The following is a 26,064-nucleotide window of genomic DNA, read 5'->3' as shown; positions in this document are numbered from 1 at the left end:
CCGTATCCTCGCACGGCACTCCTGCCATTTCCCGGCAAGTCACCGACGAGAACGGATCCGCTGGCTGGACGACGCCGTGGGGCGATTCAACCGGCACCTGGCGCCGCCGTGTTCGTTGACGGTGCGCGCCGCCAGCTGGGCTTGATGGCTGGGGTCTCGCCGCATCATCAGCGTCCACACCCGCGCAGGGCCGGGCAACGGCGCTGCCCGGCAGCCCGACAAGGGCCGTCAGCGCCCCGCCCGCGCCGGAGCCGGCCCGCAACGGCGAGGGGGACACCGCGTCGCCGACGCCCTCCCCCGCTACGCCCTCGGTCATCTCGACGGAAACCCGCACGCCGTCGCCGACGTCCCCCTCGCCGCTGCAACCCCCGCCCTTCACTTACCTGCCGGACCAGCTCGACTGCGTGCCCCACAGAAAGGAGCAGAAGTCGACGGGGCCTGGCAGTACTTCGCCGCCGGTGACGTCCGGGCCGGAGACGCGGTGGAACTCAGTCTGCGCAAAAGTACGGCAACATCGACCCCGTGCAGATTGAAATGCCCGTTCTGGCCCGCGTCTATATGCCCGACGGCATCTCACGCCTGCGGCGCGCACCACCGTGTACTCCGACACGGCGGCCACCGTGGTCTGGCCCGGAGACTTCCCAGGAGCTGTCGCTCACTACCCACCGGGCACATACACCGTGGTCTGGTCCGTCGGCGACGGCTCACAGCGCTTTATCACCTGCACCGGGTTCACCGCACAGTGACCGCCTGCTCCCCGGCAGCGGCCGCGTCCTAGTGACCGTTGGCATCACCCCCTACCCACGGTGACCGCGCTGATCACAGCTGCTCAGGCCCACCGGTCGGGGCAGCCCAAGGACGAGAGAGCCTCACCCAGCGGACCGTCGGTGATCCAGAACCGGTGTACGGACAGGATCGTGCGCAAGGCCTGGTTCATCGCGGCCCGCTGGGCATCACACAGCTCGGTTGTGGGGACGACGGCCGTGGTCACGAGCACCGCCCCGTAGGCCCGATGAAGTGGCCCCCTCGATGAGGGCGCCAACCTGAGCGCGGATTGCCGCGCCACGGCTTTCGGAGCCGCGCACCAACTCGCCGATCTCGGCCTCGGAGACGAGCTTGAGAGTGAGGGAGACGCTCTGTGAAGCGTGGCAAGGTCTGGGCCCTCCCGGCGAGCGCAACGTTCTGATCATCTCTCTCATCTCTGACCTGCCTAGAAGACCGGTGGCATGAAGTGCGCCCCACCCAGTCCGCACCCAGGCGAGAACCCGCTCCTCGTCGGGACCCGTCTTCGCACCAGCCCGGGCCGGCACCATGTGGCCGTCCGCGCCCAGCCCGCTGCCCTGTGAGGCCATCGCCTCTTGCATGACTCGCCAGCGCCGCTACCGCGCGAGTTCCTGTAGGCCGCTGGCCAGATCGGCTTGCACCAGGTCGTCGCGTTCTGTTGACGTCAGCCAGTGTGCGGAGGACCCGGCGGGGGTCCGCTCCACCCACAGGACATCATCGACCGCTTCGGCAACGGCATGCAGATGGCTGATCACCATGACGAGGCGGTTGCCTCCGGCCTGGGCCCGCAGCACGTCGAGGGCGGAGTCGAGTGTGGTGGTGTCGAGGGCTGCGAAGCCTTCATCGAGGAACAGCGAGCCGAGGCTCGAGCCGTTGCGGGAGTGCAGTTCGGCGAGTGCCAGGGCCAAAGCGAGCGATGCCAGGAACTTCTCACCGCCGGACAGCCGGTTCGGGTGGTGGTTGACTCCGGAGCTGCGGCTGACGATGTCGAAGGTGTCGGCGAAGCCGAATCGTCCCTCGGTCATGTGTTGGAGCAGGTCGCTGGCGACGCCGAGCAGTGCGTGGGTGCGCAGAGCGGTGAGATGGCCCAGAAACTTGGCGTCGACCAGTTCGGTGCGCAGCACCTCCAGGGCCTCGTAGCGGGCTGTGCCGGCGGCTATGGCGAAGTCCAGGTCGGCGGCCGGTTGGATCGTGTCCAGCGCCTTCTGTTGTTTCTGGCGCTGCTCTTCGATCTCTCTGTTGGCGTGTGCGGCCGCGGTGACGAGGGGATGCAGCGCCGATGGAGTTGTCAGGTCGGCTGCGGGGGCGAGATCCTCGACATCGCGGAGTGCGGCGGCCTGCTTTCCGAGGCCGATCGCCGCGGTGTTCGCGCGGTCGGTGGCGGTGGTGGCGCGGTCGGTGAGTTGGTCGTCCAGCTTCGAGGTGGCTGCGGACAGTTCCCCGACGAATTGCCGGACTTCGGCGATTCCCGGCTCGGTGGGGGCCTGGGGCATCCGGTGGTTGTCGGCGTCGTCGAGGTGGGCAGCCGCCTGGGTTGCGGCATGGGCCCAGGCGTCCAGGTTGCCTCGCAGTTCGTTCAGCGGGCGTTCCAGGTCGGTGCGGGCCTCCTGGTCGAGGGCGCGCTGCTCGGCGAGTACGGAGGTCTTCTCCGCTCGGGCCGCTTCTCTCCGGTCGAGCAGTTCCCGGGCTTCGGCCTGCCGGGCGGTGACCGCGGCGGCGACAGCTGATGCCTCGTCGGCGGTGACGTCGATGGCCTCGTCCGGCAGCATCGCCCGGATGCGGGTGGGAAGCGCATGGAGGCCGGTGGTGGTCCTGGCTGCGGCGCGGGCGTGTCGCTTGGAGGCTGTCGCGGCGTCGTCGACGGCGCGGCGGTGGGCTTCCTTGCGCCTTTCCAGTGCCTTGTGTTCTGCCTCGAGGCCGGCGGTGAGGCGGCTCTCTTCGGTTTTCAGGTGCTCGGCTTGGTCCTCGGCCGTCTGTTCGCACGCGGCGATGGCGTCGGTGAGGGGTGCGGTGTTCGGCTCGGGACGTTCCTGTGGTTGTGCGGCGCCGTCGGTGGTCGGGGTCGCCAGGGCTGTAGTGGCGGCGGTCAGTGTCGCCGAAGCTGATTCCGCCTCGAAGCCTCGGCTGGTTCCGGCGGCCAGGGCCTCGAGGTCCTCGAACGCGCCCACTGCTTCCGCGATGGCCTTGCGCGCTTCTCGTTGTGTGTCCTGGTGGTCTTTCTGGCGGGCGAGGACCGTCTTTTCGGCTTCGGTTACGGCGGCGCGGGCTTCGGCGAGCCGTCCGACGGCCACCTCTCGTGCGGACTTCGCCTCGTCGAGCTGTGTTTTCGCCGCAGTCAGCTCGGCGGTATCGGTGGTGGAGGCGGGTGGGAAGTCGGCCGGGAGTGGGCGGTGGCATACGAGGCAGTCGTCGCCCGGCTGCAGTTCGGCGGCGATCGCGGCGGCCCTGTTGCGCAGCTGGTGCGCTTCCAGATGCTTCTCGGCGGCGGCGAGGGCTTTGTCGGCGGCGGCTGTTGCCGTTTCCCGCGGGCCGATGTCGTCGCGGGCGGATCGGTGTCCGCTCGCTGCGGTGGCCTCGGCGCTCGCGGTGTCGGCGACGCGGCGGGCCGTCGAGAGGGCTGCGGTCAGCGCGGTGCGGGCGGTGGTGGCGCGGATGCGGATCTCTCTGCTCGCCTGCGAAGCGGCGCGGGCTGCCTCTGCGAGCGGTTTCGTGTGTGCGACGCGCTCGGCCAGGTCCGCTTCGGTCGTGGTGATGTCCTCGCGTTCGCCTGCGAGTTGTCCGGTGAGCCCGGCGAGCCGTTCGCGCTCGCTGCGGTGCTCCGTGGCCTGCTCCGCGAGGGTCTGGAGGATCACTGCGGCTTTGGTGAGGGCGCTTGGGCCTTCTCCATCCGCCTCTGCCGCAGTGATCTCGTCGGTCAGTTCGCTTTCCCGGGCTCGGGCTTGGGCGTCGCGGTCATCCAGGGCGTCGCGTCGTGCGGCGATGTCGGTGGCAACGGCTTCGAGTGCGTCGAGGGCGGTGCCTGCGCCGGTCACCGTGCGCGTCGACAGAGTCGTTCTGGCGGCGGCTGCCTTTTCGGCGGCGGTACGGGCTTCGGAGATTTCTTTCTGCAGCCTGGTGATGCGGTCGACGGCGGTGCGGAGGCGTTCGGCGCGGGCTTCGGCCGCGTCGGCGGCGGCGCCGGCTTCCTCGGCGGCCCGCTCGGGGTCGGCCGGCATGGAATCGCGTTTGGCCCGCGCGTCGACCAGCAGGTCCTTGAGCGCCTCGCGCCGGCGGGCTGCCATCTGCTGGACCGACTCCAGGGACTCGGCACCGAAGAGTTCTCTCAGCCGCGCGCTCCGTTCTTTGGGGGCGGCGACAAGGAGACGGTCGAACTTGCCTTGCGGGAGCAGCCCGACACGCAGGAACGTGTCGTAGCCCATCTGCAGGATCGCCTTGATGCGGGGGTCGACGTCGTTGGCGCCGTCGATCTCCTCTCCGGTGTCGAGGTTCTTCAGATGGTGCCGGGCTGCGTTCGGGTTGGTGGCGTGCATGGTGCGATGGATGTGCCAGCGTTGTCCGTTGTGCAGGAAGGTGAGTTCGACGCTCATGGCCTGCGCGCCGTCGGCGATGAGTTGCCGGGGTTCCTTGGCGTCCCAGGAGCTTTTGCGGAACAGGGCGAAGACAATGGCGTCGAGCATGCTGCTCTTGCCGGCGCCGGTGTTGCCGAGGGCGGCGACCAGGCTCTTGCCGGTGAAGTCGACGGTGACCGGGGTGGGGTAGCTGCGGAGTCCGATGATGGACAGTGTCAGGGGTTTCATCGCGTTGTCTTCGCTCCGGAGGTGTCGATGCCGGGCAGCAGGCCTGAGCGGTCGATGGTGTCGAGGGGCTGGCCGGCGATGGCCGCGGTCAGCAGGTTCTCCTCGCAGCACGGGGCGGGATCGTCGGGGTCGGGTTCGGCCTGCAGATGGGCGAGGGCGGCCATGGCACGGTCCAGGGCCAGACCGGTGGTGCCGCGGCCGGGCAGGTAGTCGCGCAACAGGTCTTCGACATCGGGGAGTTCTCCGGTGGAGGTCTCCCGGTCCAGTACACGGTCGGCTGCCCCGGTGCGGCGTTCGTCGATGTCGACGAGCGTCGCCTGCGGCATCATCTTGGCGAGGGTGTCCGGCAGGAAGGGGTTGGAGACCTCCACGTTCACCACCGCCTTCACCCAGGCGTCTCCGACACGGCCGGCTCGTTGGGTGATCTCTTCCAAGGTGCCTTCCAGCCGGATCAGACGGCGGCCAGCGGTCAGCGGCACGAAGTCGATGCGGGGCTCGATGCCCGGGCCGACCTCGGCCAGCACCACGCCCTTGGTGTCGCCCCGCTCGCCGAAGTCCATCTGCAGCGGGCTGCCCGCGTAATGGGCCGGGAATCCGGCGCGGCCGACGGACTGCGGCTTGTGGATGTGGCCGAGGGCGCCGTAGGCGACCTCGGGCAGGTCAGCGGCGGCGGCTGCGTACTCGGCGGCGAGAGAGATCTTCCGCTCCGAGTGGGAAGGGGTGGCCCCTTCGACGAACAGGTGGGCGGCGAAGATCAGAACGTCCCGTGCGCCGCGGCCCGCGGCCAGGCGGCGGTACACGTCGGCCTGGACGATGCGTATCCGCTCGGTGTAGGCCGCGGTTGTCATGCCGGGGTCGGCGAAGTCGTAGGTGAACCGGTTGGGGTGCAGGTACGGCAGCGCGCCGATACGCAGTGTCAACTCCCCGCCTCTGGTGGGGTATTCGGCCACGAGCAGCCCGTCGGGGCGGGCGTCGGTGGCGAAGCGGACCCGGACCTCGTCCCCTTCGCGGGTTCCCATGTCGCTCAGCATGAACTTCAGGAACGCCAGGACGTAGGTGGTGTCGTGGTTGCCGGCGACGACGACCACGGGCGCGATCTCGCCGAGGCGGCGCAGTGCCTGCGCCGCACGGCGCAGGTCGTCCAGGCCCGGCCGGGAGCTGTCGAACAGGTCGCCGCTGTGCACGATCAGGTCGGGGGCGAAATCGGCGGCGATGTCGATGATCTCGTCCAGGACGGCGTCGACTTCGGTGTCGCGCCGGTAGCGGCCGATCTGGCGGCCCAGGTGCCAGTCGGAGGTGTGGAACACGCGTCCCGTCACGGGGTGCCTCCAGGAGAACGGTCTGCGGGGCGGCGCGGGCTGCGCCGCTGCGGCCGGAGGTTCGGTGGCGCCGACTGTACACCGGATCTCGGGAAGAATTCTGGAAAGCTCTGGAACTCTGGTAGCGTCTGGGGCATGAGTGATCCGCTGGACGCCTTGGAGAAGAGCATCAGCACCCTGCGCCGCGCGATCCGCGACGCTTCCGCCGCCGGTGACACCGAGCGCGCCGGCGAGCTGCGGATGCAACTGCGCCGCGCCGAGCGGGCCTGGGACGCCCTCGTCGGCGCCGGCGAACCGGCCACCGCCCCGCCTCACCCCGTACCGGCAGCGGCTCCGGCCGCGCGGGGGTCACAGCTCCCGGCGCGCGAGCACGTCCACCGTGCCCTGATGCTGCTCGGGACGCCAGCTGCCCCCAAGCTGATCGTCGGCGTGCACGAGGCGTTCTTCCCGGGCGAGCTGTCGGCGTCCAAGCTCTCCAGCCTGCGCCGGGACGAGGAGCGCTCCTACCGGTCCAGCCCCGGCGCCCGGCCGTACTACCTGTGCCCGGCACTGGCGCACGACCTGCTGACACCGGTGCGGGCACTCATCACCATCAGTACCTGGACGCTGGATCAGCGCGTCATCGGCCCGCTGTCGCCGCGCGTGGACTTCCTCACCGGCGCGATCCGCATCGCCGAGGCCGTGCGCACCTCGGCCGAGTCCACAGCCGACGGGCCCGGTCCTCAGGCGCTGCGGCTGCTGTGGCGCTTCGCGGTGAACATCCCCGACGCCCTGCCGAGGAGCGTGGCCGGTCACGAGGGCGCGATGGACCCGCAGCAGGTGATCGACGCCGCCGGGGCCGAGCTGGACGTGCACGTCGACGCCGATCGCGCCGCCCGGGCGGAGGCCGCCCGGCGGGCACGCAAGTCCCTCAAGGACGACCAGCAGTTGTTCGGCGCGCCCGCGCAGGGCGTCACGCACCTGCGGACGGCCCGGGCCTGACCCTTGACGCTCAGCAGTCCCTACTCCCCCGCAAGGATCCACGAGACCGTGAATGCACCAGTCGACGAACGCCTCACCGCGCTTCGCGGATCCGCGAAGCGCCTGGACTACAACGCCCGGTCGCTGGCGGCCCTGCAGAACAACCCGCGCTGCACACTGCGGGCACTGCTCGATGCCTCCGGCTCCGACAAGGCCGCGATCGCCGCGCACGCCGGCCACCTCTCGCCCTTCGGCCAGTCCGTCTTCGCCCTCGCGCGCGGCAACGCCTTCGAGACGATGGTGAAGGACAACGGCTGCGCGGAGCTGGTACGGGTCCTGCGCGAGACCCTGCAGCTGACGCTGCCGGAAGTGGGGTACAGGGACCTGAACAATGTCGGCGGCGACGGCCGCGCCGCGGTACGCCACGACCGCACCGCGCAGGTCCTGCTGCAGGCTGCCCGGGGTGACGGTGACGGCACCTTGTTCGACCATCCGATGCTGCGCCTGCGGGTCGGCGGGCACGATGCGTTCCTGGAGCCGGACCTGGTGGCCTTCCGTGTCGACGGGCGCTTTCACATAGTGGAGATCAAGAGCTTCCCGATCCTCGACGGGCAGGCCGACCCCACGCAGGTGCGGGCGGCGACCACCCAGGCGTGCGCGTACATCATCGCGCTGCGCGACCTGCTCGCGCGGGCCGGAATCGGCAAGGAGGCCGTGTCCGACACGGTCGTGCTGGTCGCGCCGAAGGACTTCACCAACCGGCCAACCGCGGCGTTCGTCGATGCCCGCAAGCAGGTGGCCGCGCTGAGCCGCCAGCTGTCGCGCATCGAGCGCATCGGCGACCTGGTGGACCTGGTGCCCGAGGGTCTCACCTTCGATCTCGACCTGGATGAGGAGCAACGGCCCCAGCGCCCGGCCGGGGAACTGACCGCATCGCTGGATCGGGTCCTCGTGACCTACCGTCCGGACTGCCTGAACCACTGCGAGATGGCGTTCTACTGCCGCAGCCGTGCCCGCGCGGAGGCCTCGCTGGACGTCCTCGGGCCGGTGGTGCGCGAGCAGTTCGGCGGTATCGACACCACGACCATGGTGATGGGACTGGCCCACGGCGAACTGCAGCCCAGCGAGGCCCAGTCCGAGATGGCCGACGCCCTGCGGCACGCAGCACGACTGCGCGCCGAACTGGAAGGTCTCGGAGGTGCGGCGTGAGCATACTGTCGGCGTTGGCGCATGTGCAGGCGATGGAGTCGATGCGGGCGGTGCCCCTGACCGAGTACCGGCACCGGCGTCTGTCGGGCCGGCCGCTGGTGATCGTCCCGATGGCCATGGCCGGAGAGGCCGGAGCACCCCTGGCCGCGATGGTCGGCTCCTCCAGGAGGACCGGGACACTGCTGGTCGTGCCACAGCCCCGCAACCGGGACCAGCGGTTCGCGTTCGCCGCCGGACTCGGCCGGATCGTGATGGACTACATCGATTCCTTCCGTCACAACCGCCGCGGTGAAGGCGAGCGTTCCCGGTACACCGACGCGCCGCAGATCCTGGTGCCCAACCCCGGCGGCGTCAAAGCCCTGGCCGATCTGGGACGCATGTGCCGCTTCCGCTCGACGTCCGGTCCTCACGCGGTGCCGGATGTCATCCCCGAGTTCGGCATGTGGCTGACGTTCCTGGTCGACAGGGCCGAGCAGGCAGGCACCTCCCTTCTGCTGCCCGTCACCGGGATGCTCGCCGAGCACTGGGCGACCGGCCAGAGCACGCTGGAGGACCAGAACCTCGCCTCCCTGATGGCCTGGATCTCTCCCCCGGCGGGCGTGAGCGTCGAGCAGGCCATGGCCGAGGCGGAGAACCCGGACGTGTGCCCGCCGGCGGGCCCGACGACCTCCCCCGAGTTCGACAACCGGGACCTGGCGCCGGCGATCAGACGGTTCGACACAGCCCGCACCCTCGGTGACCCGCGTGCGCTGGCCACCGCCGAGTCCGACCTGCGGGAGCTGATCGCGGGGCAGATCCAGCCCACCTGGCGCATGGTGTGGGAGGCCATATCGCTGCTGCGCTCCATACCCGAGGCGCCGCAGACCGCCAGGCGCTTCGAACGCGATTGCGCGGCCTTCACCCGCTACTCCGACGACCGGGACGCCGGGGGCCTTCCGCAGCGCAAGCGGGACACCGCGATCGGCGCGGCCCGAAGGCTGAACCGGCTGGAACGCGCGCTGGCCGACTTCGAGTCCGAGACGGCGTTCGACGACCGGTTCGTGCGGGCCGACCGGCGCAGCGCCGGGGAGGCGTTCGCCGGGACGGTCGTGGAGACCGAACCCGGCCGGACGGTCACCACGGCCAAGAACAGGCGGGTTCCGCGACCGCGGGTCACCGTCCGCACCGAGGATCCCGTGCGGCTGGCCGCCGACACCACGCTGATCAGCCCGACCATGCCGACCAGTCACAAGGCCGTGATCGTCTCCGTCCTCCCCGACGGCGACGCCACGCTGGTCATGGTGGAGGTCACCGGCGGAATGGGGCACTCTGTCGTCCCGAAGCCGGGCACTGTGCCGGAGCTCGGCCAGAGCATCGACTACCTGCCCGACCCGGGGTGGCGCCCGGCGCCGCAGTTCCCGGTGTCCGATCACACCCCGTGGACGCACAGCGCCAGCCCGGACGGGCCGGACACCGACTCCGCCGTACCCGAGGACGCCGCCGCAGAGGAGTGGGGCAATGACGACTGACGACACCACTGGACCCGACCCATCCGCGGCTGCGGGCGCCGCCACCGCGGCGATCCTGGCCGACCTGGCCGACTCCCGGCACAGGGCCGTCGTCGTCGACTCCCCGCCGGGCGCCGGCAAGAGCACCCTGGTGATCGACGCCGCCCAGGAACTCACGGCGGGCGACGAACGCCCGATCATCGTCGCCCAGACCAACAACCAGGTCGACGACCTGATCGAGCGGCTCGCCGAGAAGCACCCCGACCTCCCCCTCGGCCGTCTGAGCGCAAGCACCTACAGCCCGCCGCAGGCCCTGAGCGGGCTGACGAACACCACGATCGGGCGCACCCTGGCCGATCTGGCCGGCTGCCGGATCGTCGTCGGCACCGCCGCCAAGTGGGCCACCGTACGCGACGCCACCACGTTCGGCTGGGCGATCCTGGACGAGGTCTACCAGATGCGCTCGGACATGCTGCTGCAGATCGTCGAGCACTTCGACCGCGGTCTGTTCGTCGGCGACCCCGGCCAGCTGGACCCGTTCACGATCGTCGGCACCGAGCGCTGGATCGGGCTGCCGCACGACCCGACGCAGAACGGCGTCAGCGTGATGCTGGAACACAACCCGGGCATCCCCGTGCACCGGCTTCCGGTGTCCTGGCGCCTGCCCGCCTCGGCCGCACCGACCATCGCCCAGGCGTTCTACCCCTTCAACCGCTTCACCGCCGGAACCGAAGAGGCCACCCGCGCCCTGGAGTTCAGCACTACCGGGTTCGCCCGCACCGACCTGGACGAGACCCTCGCCAAGGCGTTCACCACCGGCTGGGCCCTGCACGAACTGCCCCGCAGGCACGTACCGCGCACCGACAACGAAACCATCCGGACCGCCGCCGATCTCGCCGCCCGGCTGCTGATCCGCGGAGCGGTCGCCACCTGCGAGCGCCACCCGGACGGACGGCCCCTGGACGCCCGTGACATCGCCATCGGCGTCGCCCACCGCGACCAGGCCGACCTGGTCCGGGCCGCACTCGCCCGGACCGGGAACCCCGCCGCGCGGGGTGTGGCGGTGGACACCGCAAACCGGCTGCAGGGCCGCGAGTTCGAAGTCGTCATCGTCGTGCACCCGCTGTCCGGCCGCCGGGACGCCACCGCCTTCCATCTGGAGGCCGGGCGGCTGTGCGTCCTCGCCTCCCGCCACCGGCAGGCATGCATCGTCGTCGCCCGCGAAGGAATCACCGACCTCCTCGACAGCCACCCGTCCACCGACCCCGTGCACCTCTCCGTACGCGCCAAATTCCCAGACGGGTGGGAGGCCAACCAGGTCATGCTGGCCAAACTCGCCCAACACCGCGTCGCCGCATGACCTCCGCAGGCTCACCAGTGTGCTTGCTCAGGTACCGAGCGGTCCGGTTCGCTTGTCGCACACCGCGTACAGCACGCACGTGACGACTCGTTAGGCCATGGACGCCCCCGGCGCGCCGACCGTGATGTCGCCAAGCAACTGGTGAAGGAGGTCCTCCTCGTACACCGGCACGGAATGCTCCAGCATCACGGGCACCAAGTCGGTGTCCCAAGGAGCGTCCGACTCCTTAAGGTGCAGGGTGTCGGCACCCTCCGGGGCGGACGCAAGGTAGTCGGCCGCCCCCATCCGCCATGGAACCGCGGCCGGTGCAGCGGAGAGAAGGGCGCGCACGTGTGCCAGGCCGGCCTGGTCGAAATCGGCGCGGACAGCGATGCGCCAGCCAGCATGTGACAAGGCGCCGACTGCCTCGCATTCCAGTTGCGACGGTGTGCCAGCCGTGCAGATCACCCGTGGTGTCACCATCGTCTCCTGGGCCAGGGCCCGGTTGCTCGCCGCCGCAAGCACGGACGGGTTTTCCGTGATGAAGACCCATGCGCCGACGGCAGGGGGAGGCTCCCAGGCGATGCTGGTCAGCTCTCTGGGAGGCAGGGTGAAGGTCGCGCCGCTCGGGATCCTCCACCCTCTGGGCGTGATGCCGGTGACGATGAGTCCGCCGAGCAGGTCGTCGCAGTCCACTCCGAGGCGTGCCCAGCCCGAACGCACAGGCGTGCCGGAGGATCCGGTCAGGGCGAGCACGAGTGCGGGCAGCGCGCCTGCGTCGAGCGCGTGGGGGTTGCCCGGTACTAGGAGACGGCGGTCGATGCGCTCGCCTGGTGGAGGCAGGCGTGCGACGACGTGCAGGGCCTGGTCGAGCAGGTCGGCAGGGGTCGGCGTATTGAGCAGGCGGGTTATCCATCCGAGAGAGCGCAGCCGGTCAAAGACCGTTGCCGGGCCCACTAGTTCACGTACGTGGCCGGGCAAGTCGGCTGCGGAGTTTCCGAGTCGGATGCGGACCCGGTCGGATGCAGCTTCCTGTTCGGCACGGCTGCGGGCTTTTGTTGCCAGGCGTCGATTGCAGGCGTGGGCCGCGACGGCGCCGGGGGTGAGCAGGGGGCCACGAATGGCCACTGCGGTGGTCAGTTCTTCCAGGCTGACTCGGCGACTCCGACCGGGCTGCAGGGGTCGACCGTAGATGAGTCCGGCGGCTGCGGCGCGTTGGGCCGGGTCGACGGGCACCGTCACAGTGATCGCCGGTCCGCCGGTGAGGGACTCGTCTCCACGTCGATCGGCTGCCGCCGCCAGGGCCTGCCACAGCCAGGCGAGTTCAGAGGTGAGCAGCGGGGCGAGGTCGGCGTCGGCGCAAGCTCCGTCGCACAGAGAGCAGTTCATGCCGATCCCTTCCCGAGGAAGAGTGCGGGATCCGTGTCCCCCGGTAGGGTCTGGCCTGCGCGGATCAGCATGGGGAAGGCAACAACGGTTCCGTCGGTGCCTGCTTCGAGGTCGTGGGCGTCGATGCCGTCCCACGCGCCGGGTGCGCCGTCCCACAGGTAGGAGGTGCACAGGATGTCCAGGTCGAGTTCGGCGAGGTAGCGGGCCAGTCCTTCGCGGCCGCGTTCATCGACTTCGGCGGGGACTTCGTCGAGCGGGACCAGGCGTAGGCCGGTGCTGGTGAGGCGGTCGTAGTTGGCGGCGATGGCGGCGAGCATGGGGGCCAGTACGACCAGGCGCCGTTCCCCGCCGGACAGGCCGGTGCGCGAGCCCCATTGGCGGGTGACGGGTGTGCCGTCGGGGCCGGGGCGTTCCACGAGGTAGCGGACCTCGACCCAGTTGCGGATGTCGACAGCGCCGGCAAGGCGTTCTGCCATGGTGGAGCCGTCGGCGGCGGCCAGCAGGGACTGCAGTGCCTTGCCGACCTGTTCCTTCTGTGCATCTGTGCGCAGGGCATCACCGACCGTGCAGGACAGCTCGTACACGGTGCGGGTTGCCGCATCGAGGTCGTCGCGCAGCGCTATGTGCACCTGGACTCCGACCCCGGAGGATGCCTGGGCTGCGCGCATCTTGCGGTTGACCGTCTTCTTCCAGTCCGTCAGGGCGGTCCATGCGGTTCCGATGGCGGCGGGCAGGCGGCCGATGACAAAATCGCGCAGCGCTGCTGCTTCCGCGGTGTCGAGTGCGGCTTTGGCCCGGTCGGCGAGGGTCTGTGCGCGGACCGCTGCGCCGAGGGGGTCGTAGTGGGTCTCGGCGTGGGTGAGGACGAAGGCATCGAGTTCTTCGATGCCGACAGGCGGGTCGTCGCGGGCGATGGTCCAGGTCTGGGCGAGGTCGGCGCGGACGGCGTCGTAGCGCTCACCGAGGGTCTTCTTGGAGGCGGTGGGTCGGCGGGCGAGCAGGGCTTCGACGGTGTCGAACAGGACGGCGCCGTCAGTGGAGTCAGCGTCCCGGGAAGCGGGTTCGGTACCGAGGGCTTGGGCCAGAGGAGGCCAGGCGAGCAACGCGGTCAGATGGGCGCGCGTCGTTTTCTGGAGCGGGAGTGCTTCGTCGAGCCGCTCTTGGGCGACAGTGAGGTCGCCCTCGCAGGTGCTGAGTTGTTTCTCGGCGACAACGCCCTTCTCCCGGGCGGATTCGAGCTGCTTGTGGAGTTCTTTGGCCTGTGTGGTGGCCTGTTCGTAGCGGCGTGCCGCGTCGTCGGCGTCGCCATGGGACTGGGTCTCGGCGAGTTCTGCCCGGGTCTCGAGCACCGCGGCGTGCATGTCCTGGGCGGTGTGCTGGAGTCCGGCAAGGCGCTCGGTGAGGGCGGTTTCGTCGGGCAGGGTGCGCACGATGCGGTCGAGCCTGGGCAGCAGCCGGGCGGCGAGCTGGCTCGCGCAGTCGTTCAGCTTCTCGGCGCACGAGCGGCTCTTGTCGATCAGCCTGGGCAGGTCGCCGGGATCCGTCGGCATGCTCAGGCTGCGGGCGCGGTCCTCCCAGGCGGTGCGCAGGCGGGTGTGTTCGGCCGCGGCGTCGTCGGCCCGTCCGCGCAGGGTCCGTGCGGTGCTGAGGCGATCGTGCGCTGTCTTTGCTGTGCGGGCACGGTCGGACTCGGCGGTGGTCAGTTTGTCCCGTGGGGGGAAGGCTCGTCCTTCACAGCGGACTGCGTCGCGGTGCTTGCAACGGTCGGCGGCGCGCCTGCGCTCGTCGCTGGCTCCGGTCTCGAGTTCGCGTGCGGCCGCGTCAAGTTCGTCGGCTTTGGCACGTGCCTTGGCCAGGCGGGTGCGGGCGCCGATGTGCGAGGCGGTGGGGATCTGGCTGCCTGTGGCGCGCAGCGCGGTGGCGGGGTCTGCGGTGAGGGGGCCGGCGGTGAAGGTGCCGTCGCGTCCGATCAGGAGTGCCGGCGTGCCTGGGTGGCTTGAGGCGGTGGCGGTGTCGGCCAGGGCGATGCGCTGCAGGACTGTGCGGGCGAGGTCAGCGTGCGGATGGCCGGGGGCGATGTCGAGGACAGTGGTGAGGTTCTGCTCCTGGACGGCGCCTGTGGGGCTGATGTGCCAGGTGTGGGTGGTGGCGCCGCCCGGGTGCAGGTGGGCGCCGAGGATTCCGGAGTCGGCGAGGGCGAGTTCGAGCAGGGCCTTCTGATCGTCCATGTGGTGAAGGGCGGGGTGCCATTCGAGCAGGGCGCCGAGCGCGGTATCGTCGTCGCCCTGCCCGGCCCAGGAAGGGCGCGGCAGCGGCAGGAGTCGTCCGGAACGCAGTTGACGGGCTTTGGTGCGGTGCTGCACGGCGGCGGCATCGAGGCTTGCTGCGGTGGCGAGGTGTTCTTTGGCTGCGCTCTCGTGACCGGCGGCGAGAGCTTCACCGATGTGCAGAGCCTGGTCGGCCCAGGCGTTGAGCTGGTCGCGGACGGCGGCGGGTTCTGTATGGGTGAGGGCTTCGACGTCGTCTATGTCCCACACCTGCTGCTCGTCTCCGCCCGGGGCCGCTGTGTCGTGCAGGCCGCGCAGATCAGGATGTGCGAGCGCCCACCGGGCGACGTCGGCGAGCGCTTGGCGGGCGGCCGAGCGGGCCTCTGCGGTGGCGCGGTCATGGGCCTGGCTTGCTTCGTCGTAGACGCCTTCGGCGTCGGCTGCCTTGCGGTGTGCGGTCGTGGCTGTCTTGTCGGCCGTGGCAACGGGGTCGTGGTCGCGCAGGATCAGCGCGGCCTTGTCAGCTGTGGAACAGTACTTTTGGGCCCGGTCTGTCCACCCGGTGGCAAGCTGTTCGAGACCGCTGTGGTCGTGGGTGAGGGTCATACCAGGGCCAGGATCGGAGACACGGTCGGCGACCGGGCGGGTGACGCGGGCGCGGGGGTGGTGGGCGAGCAGAGTCTCCAGCGCAACCGGCTGGGCACCGGCGGCCTCCGCGTCGGCCACGGTTTCCTCGAGGTCGCCGATGATGTCGTCGAGAGCGTCCCGGCCGTCCTTGGTCTGCGTACGGGCCTGTTCGGCCGCGGCGTGCAGGTTGTCATAGCTGCTGGCTGCCGCGCTCTGTTCGGCTCGGAGCCGTTTACGCAGGTCCATGACGCGCCCGTGGGACCGGTAGGCGTCACTGGTCTCGATGGCGCGGGCAGCGGCCTGGGCCTCTTGGTGAGCGTCGTCGAGCCGTTGAACGTCACTGCCGGCCCGGTCGGCTGCTGCTTTCGCCGTTTCCAGCAGGCCGGTGCACTGTCGGACGCGGCCACGGCGCGTGCCGGCATCGGTGTGGGCCTGTCGGGCGGCCGTGTGGGCGGCGCGGGTGACGTCGACGACGTGGCCGGTCCACACGCGGGCAAACTCCTGCAGGAGAGCGGCGGCGTACTCGTCGCGTTCGAACGCCTCCCGGGTGGTGTCGGATTCGGCAAGGGCTTCTGCGGTCGCGGTGAGAACGTCGCCGGCCACGCCTGGCAGGGACTGGCGCAACGCATCGGCGGCTGCGGCCGGGGAAACGTCGCCCAGCAGGGTCGGATTGCGTACTTCCCGCAGCCGTGAGGCGAGAAGACGCAGTTCGCCGGAGGTGGTGGACCAGACGCGGCGGGCCAGGTCTTCGATGTAGTCCTCTGGTTCGGCGAACACCCGTCCGCCGACGGTCTCGACGCGGGCGGAGAACTCCTCGTGCTCCAGCGCCCCGCCGTTGGAGGCGCGCAGGAGCAGGTTCTTCAGCGGGCGGCCAGGCACTGTGAAGGGGACGACCCTGACAGCGGGGGTGGAGCTCGGCGAGTACTGCAGCCGGACACCGAAACTCACGATCCCGTCGCCTGCTACCGTCTCCTGCGCCGGGCTCGCTGCCGGTTCGCCGTCCGGAGCGGCAAAGCTCAGCCACAGGTAGCCGTAGCGGCGGCCCTTTGCCGGGGCTCCCTCGCTCATCAGGAGTTTTAGGGTGGTGGGACGTGCCTTGCCTGCGGCAAGCTTGGCCGGGTTCAAATCGAGCAGGTAGGGCCACAGGGCCTCCAGCGCGGTGGTCTTGCCGGTCCCGTTGGGACCGCGGAGCAGTAGCCGCCCCGATACGGCAGACAGGTCCAGGTCGCCGTAGCGCCACACGTTCGACAGGCCGGCGCCGACCAGCCGCCAGCGGCCGCCGAACCGGCCCGTGTCACCGGACGGGGCAGGTACCGGCGGCAGAGCGAAGTCCAGGTCGAGGATGTCACTCACGGGGTGTGGTCCTCCATGTTTTCTTCGGTCTCCATGTCGTTGAAAAGTCCCTGCTGGACAGGGGTGCGTGGGCGTTGTCGCGGCGGCGTGCCGCGGGGTGAACGGATGCGGGTGGCCTGGGAATCGGCGGTGCCTTCTCCTGCCCAGCGGCCGCCGGTGGGCGCGAACCACCACATCGGGGTGGTCTTGTCGCCGTCCGACGGGGCGGCATGGGTCAGTCGGGCAAGGTGGGTGCCGGCCAGCAGGTCCCGGACTTTGTCGGCCAGCAGGAGGGGGTCCTGCGCGTACTCGGCGCCCCAGCCGCCGCGCCCGGAAGCCTTGGTGCCAGCGAATGCCGCCAGCGCATCCACCACTTGGCCCTCGGCCAGGCCCCGCCAGCCCGGTCCGGGCCCGTTGTCGGTGGTTCCGTGCAGTGCCGCGTGGTCGAGGAGCAGCAGCGCGGCGTGTGCGACGGTGCCCGGTGCGGGGAAGGGCATCGGGCCGAGTTCGTTCATATGGCGGAAGGCTTCGTCCGGTACGACGAATGCGGCGCCCTCCGCGCGGCGTTCGAGCACAAGCCCGAAGGCGTCCGCCAGGGGGCCTCCGTCGTCGCCGCGGACGCGCTGGCTCAGCCACTGTGCCTCGGCCTCGTCGAGGAGCGCGGTGTGCACGCAAGTGTCGTCCACAAGGGCACGGCGCATCCGGCGGGCCACGTCCGGTTCACGCTGGGCCTGCTCCAGCCATGCGGGCGGGTCGGCGGCCGGGTCGAGGGTGCCGGGGTTGGCGATGACGTAGGCCAGCCGGGTGTGGTGCACGGCCAGCAGCACGGGTGCCTGTTCGTCGTGCAGGTAGCTGTCGAAGTCACCGTCGAGGCGCTCGATGACACCGCGTTCGTCGAGCATGCGCAGTGCGGCCAGAGTGGCGCGGCGCTCTGCAATGTCATGGTGGGTGGGCAGTCCCGCCTCGGCAGCGGCAGCGTGGGCCTGAGTGACCAGGTGTCCCAGTGCGGTGCGCGGCGGCATCGACTCAGCGGCTGCCAGCAGCAGGAAGAACCAGGAGCAGGCGGCTGGACTCGGTCCTTGGCAAGCCCAGGCCTCCCCGCGTGGTGGCGGGCTTTTCCGCAGACGCACCAGGTCGCGTTCAATGATCAGTACCCAGCCCAGCCGGGCCACGGCGGAACGCAGCGCGTGCTCGTTGCGGCGCACCGCAGCGATGAGTTCGTCGTGGCGGCCGCCGACCAGCCACGGGGTGGCCGCGATGCGGCGCAGGAGAGCGGCCGCCTCGGCGGCGGCCTCGGGATGCCATGCCTTGCGCCGCCGCGGCGGCGGGGCGGGCTCAGCACGGGGTGCAGGCTGTGGCCCGAGCACCGGGGTGTGCGTCTCCTCGCTCATGCTGCGCCTTCCTGCCGGGTGTCGGCGTGGGCTGTTTCGCTACGAAGAGACCTTGGGCCGGTGGACGGGGCCGGGGTGATGCGCAGCGTTGCGTATGCGGAGAGGTCGTCCGCCACTGCAAGGCCGGCAAGAGCCTCGAGAGCGGCGGTGGTGGGGCGGCGGCCGGGCTGGTGGAACAGGGGGAGGCGGCCGGGCAGGAGCACGTGCCAGGTGGGGGCGCTCAGCATGCCGGTGCCGGTGCCTGTGTGGACGAGAGTGCAGGCCAGTCCGTGGCTAGCGGCGGTGCGACGCGGGCCGACCGGGGCAGATCGGGCGGCGGCCATCAGGGCGGCGAGCGCAGCCCGGGCAGCCGCCTCGCCCAGTTGCTGTCCGGGAACCGATGCCAGGACCGCGACGACCGCCTGCTCATGCTCGGCCTGGCGGCGTGCCCGGGCCTCGGCGACCTGCGCTCTGGCAGCAGCGTCGTCGCGTGGCGCAGCGCCTCGACCGCGCGGCCCGGAGCGGCCCGCTGTGCGTAGCAGCGTCGGCACCGGCACCTGCGGGCCGCCCCGCCAGGACGGGTTGCGGCCTGTGTCGTCCTCGTCGGCCCGACCGTAGAGCTTGCGCCAGGAGTGGTCGCCCACCGCAGCCTGGAAGATCTGCACACCGATCTCCGGGGTCAGCACCGCCCGGGCCAGAGCCAGGGCACGGCTGCGGGTGGAGGCGGTACCGGCCGAGGAGTGCAGCCGGCGCAGGTTGGCATGCATGCCCGGCAGTGCCCGCACCAGGCGCAGCGAGAACCGTGCCGCTCGTCCGGTGCGGGCGTCGAACCAGGCACACAGTCCTTCCCAGTCCTCCGCGCGGCCGCCGCGGGAAGCGCTGAGGGCACCGGCTGTAATGAGGTCGCGAGCCTGGGAGGCGTCGACAGCCGCCTGCGCCAGCAGACCAAACCACGGCTGCAGCACCACCAGTGCTGCCGCGGCCCGTGCGGAGCCGGAGTCGAGTTCGGCCGCCACACGGGTGGCATAGTCGACCAGCAGGCCCTTGAGGTCGTTGGTACGTCCCTCGTCCAGGTCGAACCGGTCGGCGAGACCTACCAGCGCGTCCTCGGCACCGACCAAAGCCGCGTCGAGATCATCGTGGCTGGTGAACACGGCGCTCACTGCGTCCAGTACGGCGGCGTCGAAATGCGCGGCGTCGGGCTCTGCAGCGCCCAGGGCCGTGGCGAGCTGCTCAAGATGGGACACGATGCGGTTCAGCGACACAATCGGGATCTCCCGTACGGTCGCCGTCCCCGCCAGGACCTGACGGTAGAAGCGCTGGACGTGCCGGCCCGCTGGGCTGGCGGTGTAACGCCAGTTCCGGGCCAGGATCTCGGCGTAGCGGCGTGCGTGACTGGTGTCCGACCGCACCGAGGCTGCCCCGATGTCTTTCAGAACGTCCAACCGCTTTTCCACCAGGCGTGCGTCCAGGCGGAGTCCCCCGGCAGCCAGTGCTGTCGCGACCTCACTGACGGTCAGATCGGTTACCGACCCTTCCAGTACGTCCATGATCGCGATGTAGTCACCGGCCTCCGGCCGCACCAGGTATCCCACGACCTCACGAGCATCGGCCACTCTGTCGGCTGCGGCAGGTTTCTCTTCTTCTGGTGCCACCACTCCCCCATCCACGACGCCAAGGGCCGCTTGTCCCAGGCCTCCTTAAGAAAAGTAGACGCCCCCACTGACAACGCCCTTGGGAAAGCACGAATTCAACGATCCCTGCTGTGCCGCATGTGACGTGAAATCACCTCCTCCCTCGCGAGGGCTGTGATCAAGAACCGACACCGGCCAGCCCCCTTACGGCTCGTCACCGCCGAGCTGCCTTGAGCTGCGTCAATAGCTACAGCGACAACAGAATGATCACTCACGGCACGGTGCATACGCGGGCGGAATCTCAGCCTGTGCACCTCGAGTGCTACCGGAAGGGATTCAGCCATGTTCACGGAGGAGGCCAGGACCATAAGCGCCCCGAGAAGTGCTGGCCTTCCACATTCCAGAAATTCGATAAAACGTTCGACACCTCCTGGGTCAACTTCCTTTTCCCTTACCAGGAAGCCCAGTTCGGACAGGCTCGGTAATCAATCCAAGCCACGGACGCGCCATCGTCTTCCGACTCGCCGGCACGCTGTTCCTCCACGCCCACGCCGTCTGCAACCAGACGCTCCCAGCGGATAGTTCTCTCGGTATCACCGTGCCGGTGAACTCTCCAGCGGCAGACGTCGACGCCATCCGAACGGGTGGGCTTGTGAAGGCTCACTCAAAGGCGGTGCCGCCTTGCCTACCGTCATCGAGATGGACGTCGAATACCTGCACCATGGCGTGCCGTTGGCTGACTACCAGCTGACCAAGGCCGACCATCGACGCCAGGACGAGGCCGCGCAAGTTCACGAGTGGGTTCAACGCCAACTTGCCAAGGCCCCTCCCTGGCCGGAAGAGCGCTGGGAACGGATGCGTCAGCTCCTCGGGCCGCCGGTTCCTCCGTGGGAACTGCAGCGGTGGCGGTTGCGCTTGCACTGCGGGCACGTCGTTGAGGCGGCCCGTAGCCGGAAGAGCCAAAGGCCCAATGGAGGGGTCCGAGACGCGGAGCGCTGCCCAGAGTGCGGGCTGGACCCAGCCGTGATCGTCGCCTTCGAGCCCCTGGGACCTGTCGCCTCTCCCTCGATGGTCAACCGCTCGCGTAGACGCAGCCGCTCCGCCCGGCGACCGGCCGCAGACCGGCGCAGCAAGGCCGAACTGGCAGCCGAGAATAAGACGGTGTCCTATGTGGTGAGGCGGACGAGTCGCTTGTAGCAGCACAGGGCGGCGGCGAGACCGAGAAAGGCCAGGTAGTTGCGGGGATTTCGTTCATAGCGGGGGCTGAGCCGACGGTAGCCGGACAGCCAGGAGATGGTCCGCTCGATGACCCACCGGCGGCGGCCCAAACGTTCGCTGGACTCGATGCCTTTGCGGGCGATGCGCACACCGATGCGCTTGCCACGTAACCATTTCCGCAGGTGAGGCACGTCGTACGCCTTGTCCGCATGGAGCCGTTGGGGCTTGAAGTGGCGGCCGCGGTGGGGGTCGTGTCTCGTTTGGTGACCGGCCACCATCGGCTTCAGCCCTTCGCTGTCGTGGACGTTCGCGGCGGAGACGCCGACGACCAGGGGCAGCCCGTTCGCGTCCGACAGGACGTGCATCTTGGAACCCGGCTTGCCCCGGTCCACGGGGCTCGGGCCGGTATGACCGCCCCCTTTTTCGCCCTGACGTGGGCGGAGTCGAGGACGACGCGTGAGACATCGATCAGGCCCGCGTCGTCGAGCCGGTGCAGGACGGCCTCGTGCAGACGGCCCCACACGCCGGCTCTGGACCAGATCAGGAACCGGCGATGGGCGGTGGACTTCGAGATCCCAAAGCAGGGTGGCAGGTAACGCCAGGAGCAGCCGCTGACCAGCACGTAGATGATCGCCGCGAACAGCGTCTCATCAGGCGTGTCCTGCGTTCCGCCGCCCTGCGGCCGCACCTTCGACGGTGGGATCAGCGGCTTCGCGATCTCCCACAGCCCGTCCGGAACAATCCAACTCCACGTACCCCGCCCCATACATGGCTCAACGAGCCCTCACCACATAGGACACCGTCTAAGACACCGTTTCTTTTGGCCTGGGGTGGTCGTTGGTCAGTGCATGGCAGACCTGGTCCAGCGGCTGGTACCGGACGAGTTGTGGGAGCTGTTTCGCCGGGTGGTACCTCCTACGGAGGTCATACGTCCCCAGGGCGGGGGCCGACGACGGGCGGGCGACCGCGAGACGTTGGCGGCGATCATCTTCGTGGCCACGTCGGGCTGCACCTGGCGGCAACTCCCGCCGGTCTTCGGCCCGGCGTGGCCCACGGTCTACCGGCGCTTCGCGCACTGGAGCCGTGCCCGCGTCTGGGCCAGACTGCACCGCGTCATCCTCGACGAACTCGGCGCGCTCGGTGAGCTGGACTGGTCCCGATGTGCAATCGACTCGGTAAGCGTCAGGGCCGCAAAAGGGGGCTACTGACGGGACCGAATCCGACCGATCGCGGCAAGTCGGGATCAAAGATCCACCTGATCACCGACCGAAAAGGACTGCCCCTGTCCCTGGGTATCTCCGCAGCCAACCTGCACGACAGTCAGGGCCTGGTGCCGCTCGTACGAGGCATACCGCCGATCCGGTCCCGCCGGGGCCCGCGTCGCAGGCGACCTGGGAAACTCCATGGTGACAAGGGATACGACTACGACCACCTGCGCCGATGGCTCCGCTGTCGCGGCATACGCCACCGCATCGCCCGCAGAGGCATCGAATCCTCACAACGACTCGGCCGCCACCGATGGGTGGTCGAGCGAACGGTGTCCTGGCTGGCAGGCTGCCGCCGTCTCCACCGCCGCTACGAGCGCAAGCCCGAGCATTTCCTGGCCTTCGTGGGCATCGCTGCCCTCCTCATCGGCCATCGGCGCCTCACACGGATCCGATAACTCACTGGTCAGAGGTGTTCCCCTCGGTCAGGATTCGCTCATGGACGAGCCAGCCACCATCGCCTGGAAGTACGTGGCGAACCTCATCTGCGAGGAAGACCTGCCCATGTTGGCGGCCCACCTACTGGCTGCCGGCCACGACTCTCCTTCACTGCGCGACCTGGCCGGCCGTTCCCGGCGCGAGCACCCAGCAGAGATCCGCCAGCACTTCGGGCACACCATGAAGGAGCTCGGGATCCAGATCCCGGACTACGAGACCGCTGAACGCTGCCTCCTGCATCACATGGCGACAGAGCTGACCGCCGGTGCCTTGTCACCGAAGATGGCCGCAGATCGAGTCTGGCAGGGGATCGAGGCGTTGACAGATCCTGAGCGCGAGTTCGTGGCGGCCGTGGGCCTGGAGTACCACCTCGACTTCATGTCCCCCGAAGAGGTCCGGGCCTGGGAGAACGCTGTACGCCTCGCCGCAAAGACTCTGGCTGGAACAGCCTTCCCACACACGCAGTGACACCAGCCACGGCCACGCCCACCACTCACCAGCAGCCAGCCCTCACGCACACCAAAAGAAACGACCTCTAAGGCGCTACGTGCGGAACTGGAGGCGCTGCGAGATCAGGTATAGACGGGCTGTGGGCCAGCCCGCTTGAGGACTGAGGCGGGTCTGAGCCGGGCGGCAAGTGGTCTGCGCAGAGTCGGGTATTCGGCCTCGCCGGCGGAGTGAGGCCTACGCGTCCTTGTCCCCGGCCTGCGGTGACGGTGGCAGGGATGCGCCTGGGCGATCGTCGATCCAGGACAGGCCTCCGATGTCGAGGTGGTGGCGGGTGCGGGTGACGGCGACATAGGCGAGGCGGGCTTCGCCGTCGTCGATCGGGCCGGGTACCGCGCGTCCGGTCTCGTCCAGTTGGTCGCTGTCCTTGGGCGGGGTGAAGTCATCGGCAATTCTCACGCGGGGCCATTCGCGGCCCTTGGCCTTGTGGGCGGTGGAGACAGTGATCTCAGCCTGTTGCTCGGGGACGAGCTGGGCGACGGCGGAGAGGATGGCGTCGGTGCCGTGAGTGTCGACGAGGTCGACGAGTGGCTGCAGATCGCGGCCCGCCGGGTCGTGGGCGGCGTAGTCCTGCAGCTCGCCCCAGGAGGGGAACAGGACCAGTTCGGGATGGGTGGTGCGGCGGCCGTCCTTGAGGTCGCGGGCGGCGAGGGCCAGGGCGCGCAGGCTGTCTCCTCCCCCGACCAGGGCTACCCGGTATCCGGTGGTCAGCAGGTCCATGACCTGGGCGATGGCGCCGACGTTGGTGCGGCACAGCACCGCGTCGGGACGGGTGAGGGGACCGATTTCGGTGGGCACGGTCTCGGTGCCGGTGAGGCGAATCGGGGCGTCGGCGATGGCCAGCCACCGGTTGGCCTCGTCGGCGAGCCGGGGGCCGAAGCGGAAGGACTGGGACAGGGCGAGCTGGGTGCCGTCGAATTCGGTCATGACGTCCTTGGCTCCGCGCCAGTCGTAGATGGCCTGGGCGGAGTCGCCGACCATGACCAGCTGGGCGTGGTCGCGCTGGTCGAGGAAGATCTGCTCGACGACGGGGTTGGTGTCCTGAGCCTCATCGAGGAGGAGGAAGTCGGTGTCGATTTTCGGGTTCGTGAGGGCCCAGATTTTCAGGTAGTGGTCGTGGTCGAAGCGGACCGCGCCGTCGTCGGGGTGCTGGAGGTCGGCCCAGGCTTTACGGGCGAAGGGGACGATGTGCGTGGCGAGTTGGGCGTGCAGGTCGCGGTCGTCCAGGCCTCGCAGGTGGGGGACGTGGTGGCGGGTGATGGCGGGGTCGGCGGTGTGGCAGAAGCGGGCCACCGTACGCAGGGCGGCGTTGGAGAGTGTTCGTTGTGACAGGTCGCGTTCGCCGATCCGGAGGGCTTTGGTGATGCCGAGGGCTTGTCCGGTCTGCCAGGCGGGGCGGCGGGGGGCGCCCAGGCGGCGGGTGTAGCGGTGGCCGACGGCAGCGTAGGCGAGGGCGTGGGCGGTCTTGCAGGTGACGGTGGGCGGGAAGCGGGTGCGCGCGTCCTGGGCGATGGCCCGGTTGTAGGCGAGGTAGCGGCCGCGGCGCTGGGTGGCGTGGGCGAGCTGGGCCAGGGTGGTGGTTTTGCCGGTGCCTGCTCCGGCTTGCAGGGCCAGGTGGTCGCCTGTGTGGAAGGCGTCGGCTGCGGCTTGCTGTTCGTCGGTGGGGGTCAGCACGGCGTGGCTCCGGGGGTGCGGGTCAGGGCGCGGCCGACGGCGGCGAGGAGGTGGGGTGCGGTGGTGTGGGCGAGCAGGTTCTGGACTGCGCGGTCGAGGCGGTCGGCTTCCTCGTCGGCGTGTCGGGCGAGGGCCCGGTGGAGGGCCATCTGGAGAAAGAGGCGGAGTGGTTGTCCCGCGCTGTTGGCGGCGGCCTGGAGGTCAGCGTGTGTGGCGGGCGGGTAGGCGAGGTTGAGGAGGATCTTGCCGTCCGCGTCGGGGTAGTGCGTGGTGATCACGTCGATGGGGAGCAGCGCGCCGGCCTGGTGGCGCAGTCGGTTGAGGGCCTTGCCTGGGGTTTTGGCGGATACCAGGGCCAGGAGGTGGGTGGTGTCGTGGTTGGCTGCGAGCGGCATTGTGCGGGTGGCCTGGTGGAGTTCGGCTGGGGTGAGGGGCCGGGTCAGGGTGATGTCCAGGGCGTGGTGCGGCATTGTCATCCCTTCCCGTGGTGGTCGGGCGTGGTGTGGGGCAGGCGGGTGTGGATGTGTGCCGCGTGGAGGAGGGGGTCGAAGACCTGCCATCCGGCCAGGGCGAGGTCGGCGGCGCCCGGATTGGTGGCGTGGGCGGGGCATCGTTGGGTGCGCCAGCGCATCTGCTCGGTGTACGGCAGGCGGCTGAGGTCGTAGACGGCCATGAGTGTGGCGGGCAGGGTGAGTTGGCCGCGTTGTGGGCTTGCGGGGAGCAGCGTCCATAGGCCCTGGGGGGTGTTGGGGTCGAGGACGGGCTGGGGGCAGCGGTGGCGGTGTCGGGTCTGGGCTACACACCGGATGCCTTCGATGGGGGTCTCGGCGAGGTAGCGGCCCAGTAGGAGTTGCACGATGGACCGGGCGGGGCGGTCGCTGCCGGCGGGTGGCTTGCAGGCGGGGGGCGCGGTGGGGGTGAAGACGCCGGTGTCGATGAGGCAGCGGGTGCGGATGGCGAGTTGGCGGCGTACCGCGTCAAGGCGCGGGCCGGTCCGGGTGGTGGGGGTGCGGTCCGGGCAGAGCATGGCGTGCGGGACGCGGCACCAGGTGCTGCCGTCGCCGTGGGGGTGGGCGATGCCGCTGCTCAGGTGCCAGCGGCAGGATTCGGGGACGTCGGCGGCGGTCAGTTCGGCGGGGTGCAGGGCGATGGGCCGCTGGTCGGTGCGCTGGTAGAAGTCGATGCGGTTGCCGCATCGGCGGCAGCGGCCGCTCTGGCCGGCGCGCAGCAGGCGGCTGGGGCTGGTGGCGGTCACGCGCAGCGGGCGGCGCGTCGATGTGGTGCGGGGGCTGCCGTCCCAGTGGCGGCCGGTGGAGAGGGTGTTGGGGTGCATGGCGGGGACCGTGTCAGGCGACACTGCGCGTTGGTGGGGATGGACAGGGCCGTGTCCCCCGGGCGGCCCAGCGGCATCGAACGCGTAAGCCGGTCGGCGTGCGCAGGTTCGAGGTG

At 69.9% G+C, this 26,064-nt stretch carries 16 protein-coding genes; 6 read left to right on the top strand and 10 right to left on the bottom strand.

The genetic code is table 11. The features are described from left to right. Positions 1 to 1,379 precede the first annotated feature (1,379 nt). Positions 1,380 to 4,580, bottom strand: a complete 3,201-nt coding sequence (locus H4687_RS45795) for an AAA family ATPase (RefSeq protein ID WP_046915702.1) — start codon at positions 4,578 to 4,580, stop codon at positions 1,380 to 1,382. Further along, the gene (locus tag H4687_RS45790; protein ID WP_046915701.1) at positions 4,577 to 5,899 is read right to left on the bottom strand and encodes a metallophosphoesterase family protein; all 1,323 of its coding nucleotides are present in this window, start codon (positions 5,897 to 5,899) and stop codon (positions 4,577 to 4,579) included. Before H4687_RS45790 ends, H4687_RS45795 begins: the two co-directional genes overlap by 4 nt. 135 nt (positions 5,900 to 6,034) lie before the next feature. Between H4687_RS45790 and H4687_RS45785 the strand changes: the two genes are divergently transcribed. The 4 genes from H4687_RS45785 to H4687_RS45770 are packed head-to-tail and all read left to right on the top strand — an operon-like array spanning position 6,035 to position 10,915. Continuing rightward, a complete protein-coding gene (locus tag H4687_RS45785) occupies positions 6,035 to 6,880 on the top strand; it encodes a hypothetical protein (protein ID WP_046915700.1) in 846 nt (281 codons plus the stop codon). 48 nt (positions 6,881 to 6,928) lie between these two features. After that, positions 6,929 to 8,068 carry a hypothetical protein gene (locus tag H4687_RS45780; RefSeq protein WP_046915699.1) on the top strand — a complete coding sequence of 380 codons (1,140 nt, stop codon included), beginning with the start codon at positions 6,929 to 6,931 and terminating at the stop codon, positions 8,066 to 8,068. Further along, the gene (locus tag H4687_RS45775) at positions 8,065 to 9,576 is read left to right on the top strand and encodes a hypothetical protein (protein WP_046915698.1); all 1,512 of its coding nucleotides are present in this window, start codon (positions 8,065 to 8,067) and stop codon (positions 9,574 to 9,576) included. The genes H4687_RS45780 and H4687_RS45775 overlap by 4 nt, the downstream gene beginning before the upstream one ends. Continuing rightward, on the top strand, positions 9,566 to 10,915 hold the full coding sequence (locus tag H4687_RS45770) for an AAA domain-containing protein (protein ID WP_046915697.1): 1,350 nt from the start codon (positions 9,566 to 9,568) through the stop codon (positions 10,913 to 10,915). Before H4687_RS45775 ends, H4687_RS45770 begins: the two co-directional genes overlap by 11 nt. Before the next feature lie 90 nt (positions 10,916 to 11,005). Here H4687_RS45770 and H4687_RS45765 read toward each other — a convergent pair whose 3' ends face one another. From H4687_RS45765 to H4687_RS45745, 5 genes are all read right to left on the bottom strand, one after another. Beyond that, a complete protein-coding gene (locus H4687_RS45765) occupies positions 11,006 to 12,283 on the bottom strand; it encodes a DUF2399 domain-containing protein (RefSeq protein ID WP_078907046.1) in 1,278 nt (425 codons plus the stop codon). Next, complete coding sequence (locus H4687_RS48350) at positions 12,280 to 16,530, bottom strand: SbcC/MukB-like Walker B domain-containing protein (RefSeq protein WP_046915695.1); 4,251 nt, start codon at positions 16,528 to 16,530, stop codon at positions 12,280 to 12,282. The genes H4687_RS45765 and H4687_RS48350 overlap by 4 nt, the downstream gene beginning before the upstream one ends. Beyond that, the gene (locus H4687_RS45755; protein WP_225968473.1) at positions 16,527 to 17,900 is read right to left on the bottom strand and encodes a DUF2398 family protein; all 1,374 of its coding nucleotides are present in this window, start codon (positions 17,898 to 17,900) and stop codon (positions 16,527 to 16,529) included. The genes H4687_RS48350 and H4687_RS45755 overlap by 4 nt, the downstream gene beginning before the upstream one ends. Then, positions 17,897 to 19,534 carry a DUF2397 family protein gene (locus H4687_RS45750; RefSeq protein ID WP_233443279.1) on the bottom strand — a complete coding sequence of 546 codons (1,638 nt, stop codon included), beginning with the start codon at positions 19,532 to 19,534 and terminating at the stop codon, positions 17,897 to 17,899. The genes H4687_RS45755 and H4687_RS45750 overlap by 4 nt, the downstream gene beginning before the upstream one ends. A 1,145-nt stretch (positions 19,535 to 20,679) precedes the next feature. Further along, positions 20,680 to 21,497 (bottom strand): IS5 family transposase gene (locus H4687_RS45745; protein WP_099963510.1). Its coding sequence is split into 2 segments (ribosomal slippage): positions 20,680 to 21,143 and positions 21,143 to 21,497, totalling 819 coding nucleotides; the frame shifts between segments, so codons are not numbered across the junction. A gap of 82 nt (positions 21,498 to 21,579) precedes the next feature. Here H4687_RS45745 and H4687_RS45740 point away from each other — a divergent pair. Then, positions 21,580 to 22,394 (top strand): IS5 family transposase gene (locus H4687_RS45740; RefSeq protein ID WP_404819318.1). Its coding sequence is split into 2 segments (ribosomal slippage): positions 21,580 to 21,927 and positions 21,930 to 22,394, totalling 813 coding nucleotides; the frame shifts between segments, so codons are not numbered across the junction. A 40-nt stretch (positions 22,395 to 22,434) separates the two neighbouring features. Next, positions 22,435 to 22,902 (top strand): hypothetical protein, encoded by a 468-nt coding sequence (locus H4687_RS45735; RefSeq protein WP_046919323.1) that lies wholly within the window; start codon positions 22,435 to 22,437, stop codon positions 22,900 to 22,902. 216 nt (positions 22,903 to 23,118) lie between these two features. Here H4687_RS45735 and H4687_RS45730 read toward each other — a convergent pair whose 3' ends face one another. From H4687_RS45730 to H4687_RS45720, 3 genes are read right to left on the bottom strand one after another with little or no spacing between them, the layout of a single operon-like run. Beyond that, positions 23,119 to 24,612 (bottom strand): UvrD-helicase domain-containing protein, encoded by a 1,494-nt coding sequence (locus tag H4687_RS45730; RefSeq protein ID WP_050399429.1) that lies wholly within the window; start codon positions 24,610 to 24,612, stop codon positions 23,119 to 23,121. Further along, entirely contained in the window at positions 24,609 to 25,091 is a 483-nt protein-coding gene (locus tag H4687_RS45725) for a hypothetical protein (RefSeq protein WP_050399411.1), read from the bottom strand. Before H4687_RS45725 ends, H4687_RS45730 begins: the two co-directional genes overlap by 4 nt. Beyond that, positions 25,088 to 25,948, bottom strand: a complete 861-nt coding sequence (locus H4687_RS45720) for a DUF6083 domain-containing protein (protein ID WP_050399412.1) — start codon at positions 25,946 to 25,948, stop codon at positions 25,088 to 25,090. Before H4687_RS45720 ends, H4687_RS45725 begins: the two co-directional genes overlap by 4 nt. Positions 25,949 to 26,064: the final 116 nt, after the last annotated feature.

It is taken from the genome of Streptomyces stelliscabiei, from assembly GCF_014873495.1.
Taxonomy (GTDB): domain Bacteria; phylum Actinomycetota; class Actinomycetes; order Streptomycetales; family Streptomycetaceae; genus Streptomyces; species Streptomyces bottropensis.
Note: the sequence above shows the minus strand (reverse complement) of the source record. Positions and strands in the feature narration are given on the sequence as shown.

Bases quoted from the DNA above. Each gene is read 5' to 3' on its own strand.
- H4687_RS45795 (WP_046915702.1), bottom strand. From the start codon at position 4,580: ATGAAACCCCTGACACTGTCCATCATCGGACTCCGCAGCTACCCCACC.
- H4687_RS45785 (WP_046915700.1), top strand. From the start codon at position 6,035: ATGAGTGATCCGCTGGACGCCTTGGAGAAGAGCATCAGCACCCTGCGC.
- H4687_RS45770 (WP_046915697.1), top strand. From the start codon at position 9,566: ATGACGACTGACGACACCACTGGACCCGACCCATCCGCGGCTGCGGGC.
- H4687_RS45765 (WP_078907046.1), bottom strand. From the start codon at position 12,283: ATGAACTGCTCTCTGTGCGACGGAGCTTGCGCCGACGCCGACCTCGCC.
- H4687_RS45755 (WP_225968473.1), bottom strand. From the start codon at position 17,900: ATGAGCGAGGAGACGCACACCCCGGTGCTCGGGCCACAGCCTGCACCC.
- H4687_RS45735 (WP_046919323.1), top strand. From the start codon at position 22,435: ATGGACGAGCCAGCCACCATCGCCTGGAAGTACGTGGCGAACCTCATC.
- H4687_RS45725 (WP_050399411.1), bottom strand. From the start codon at position 25,091: ATGACAATGCCGCACCACGCCCTGGACATCACCCTGACCCGGCCCCTC.
- H4687_RS45720 (WP_050399412.1), bottom strand. From the start codon at position 25,948: ATGCACCCCAACACCCTCTCCACCGGCCGCCACTGGGACGGCAGCCCC.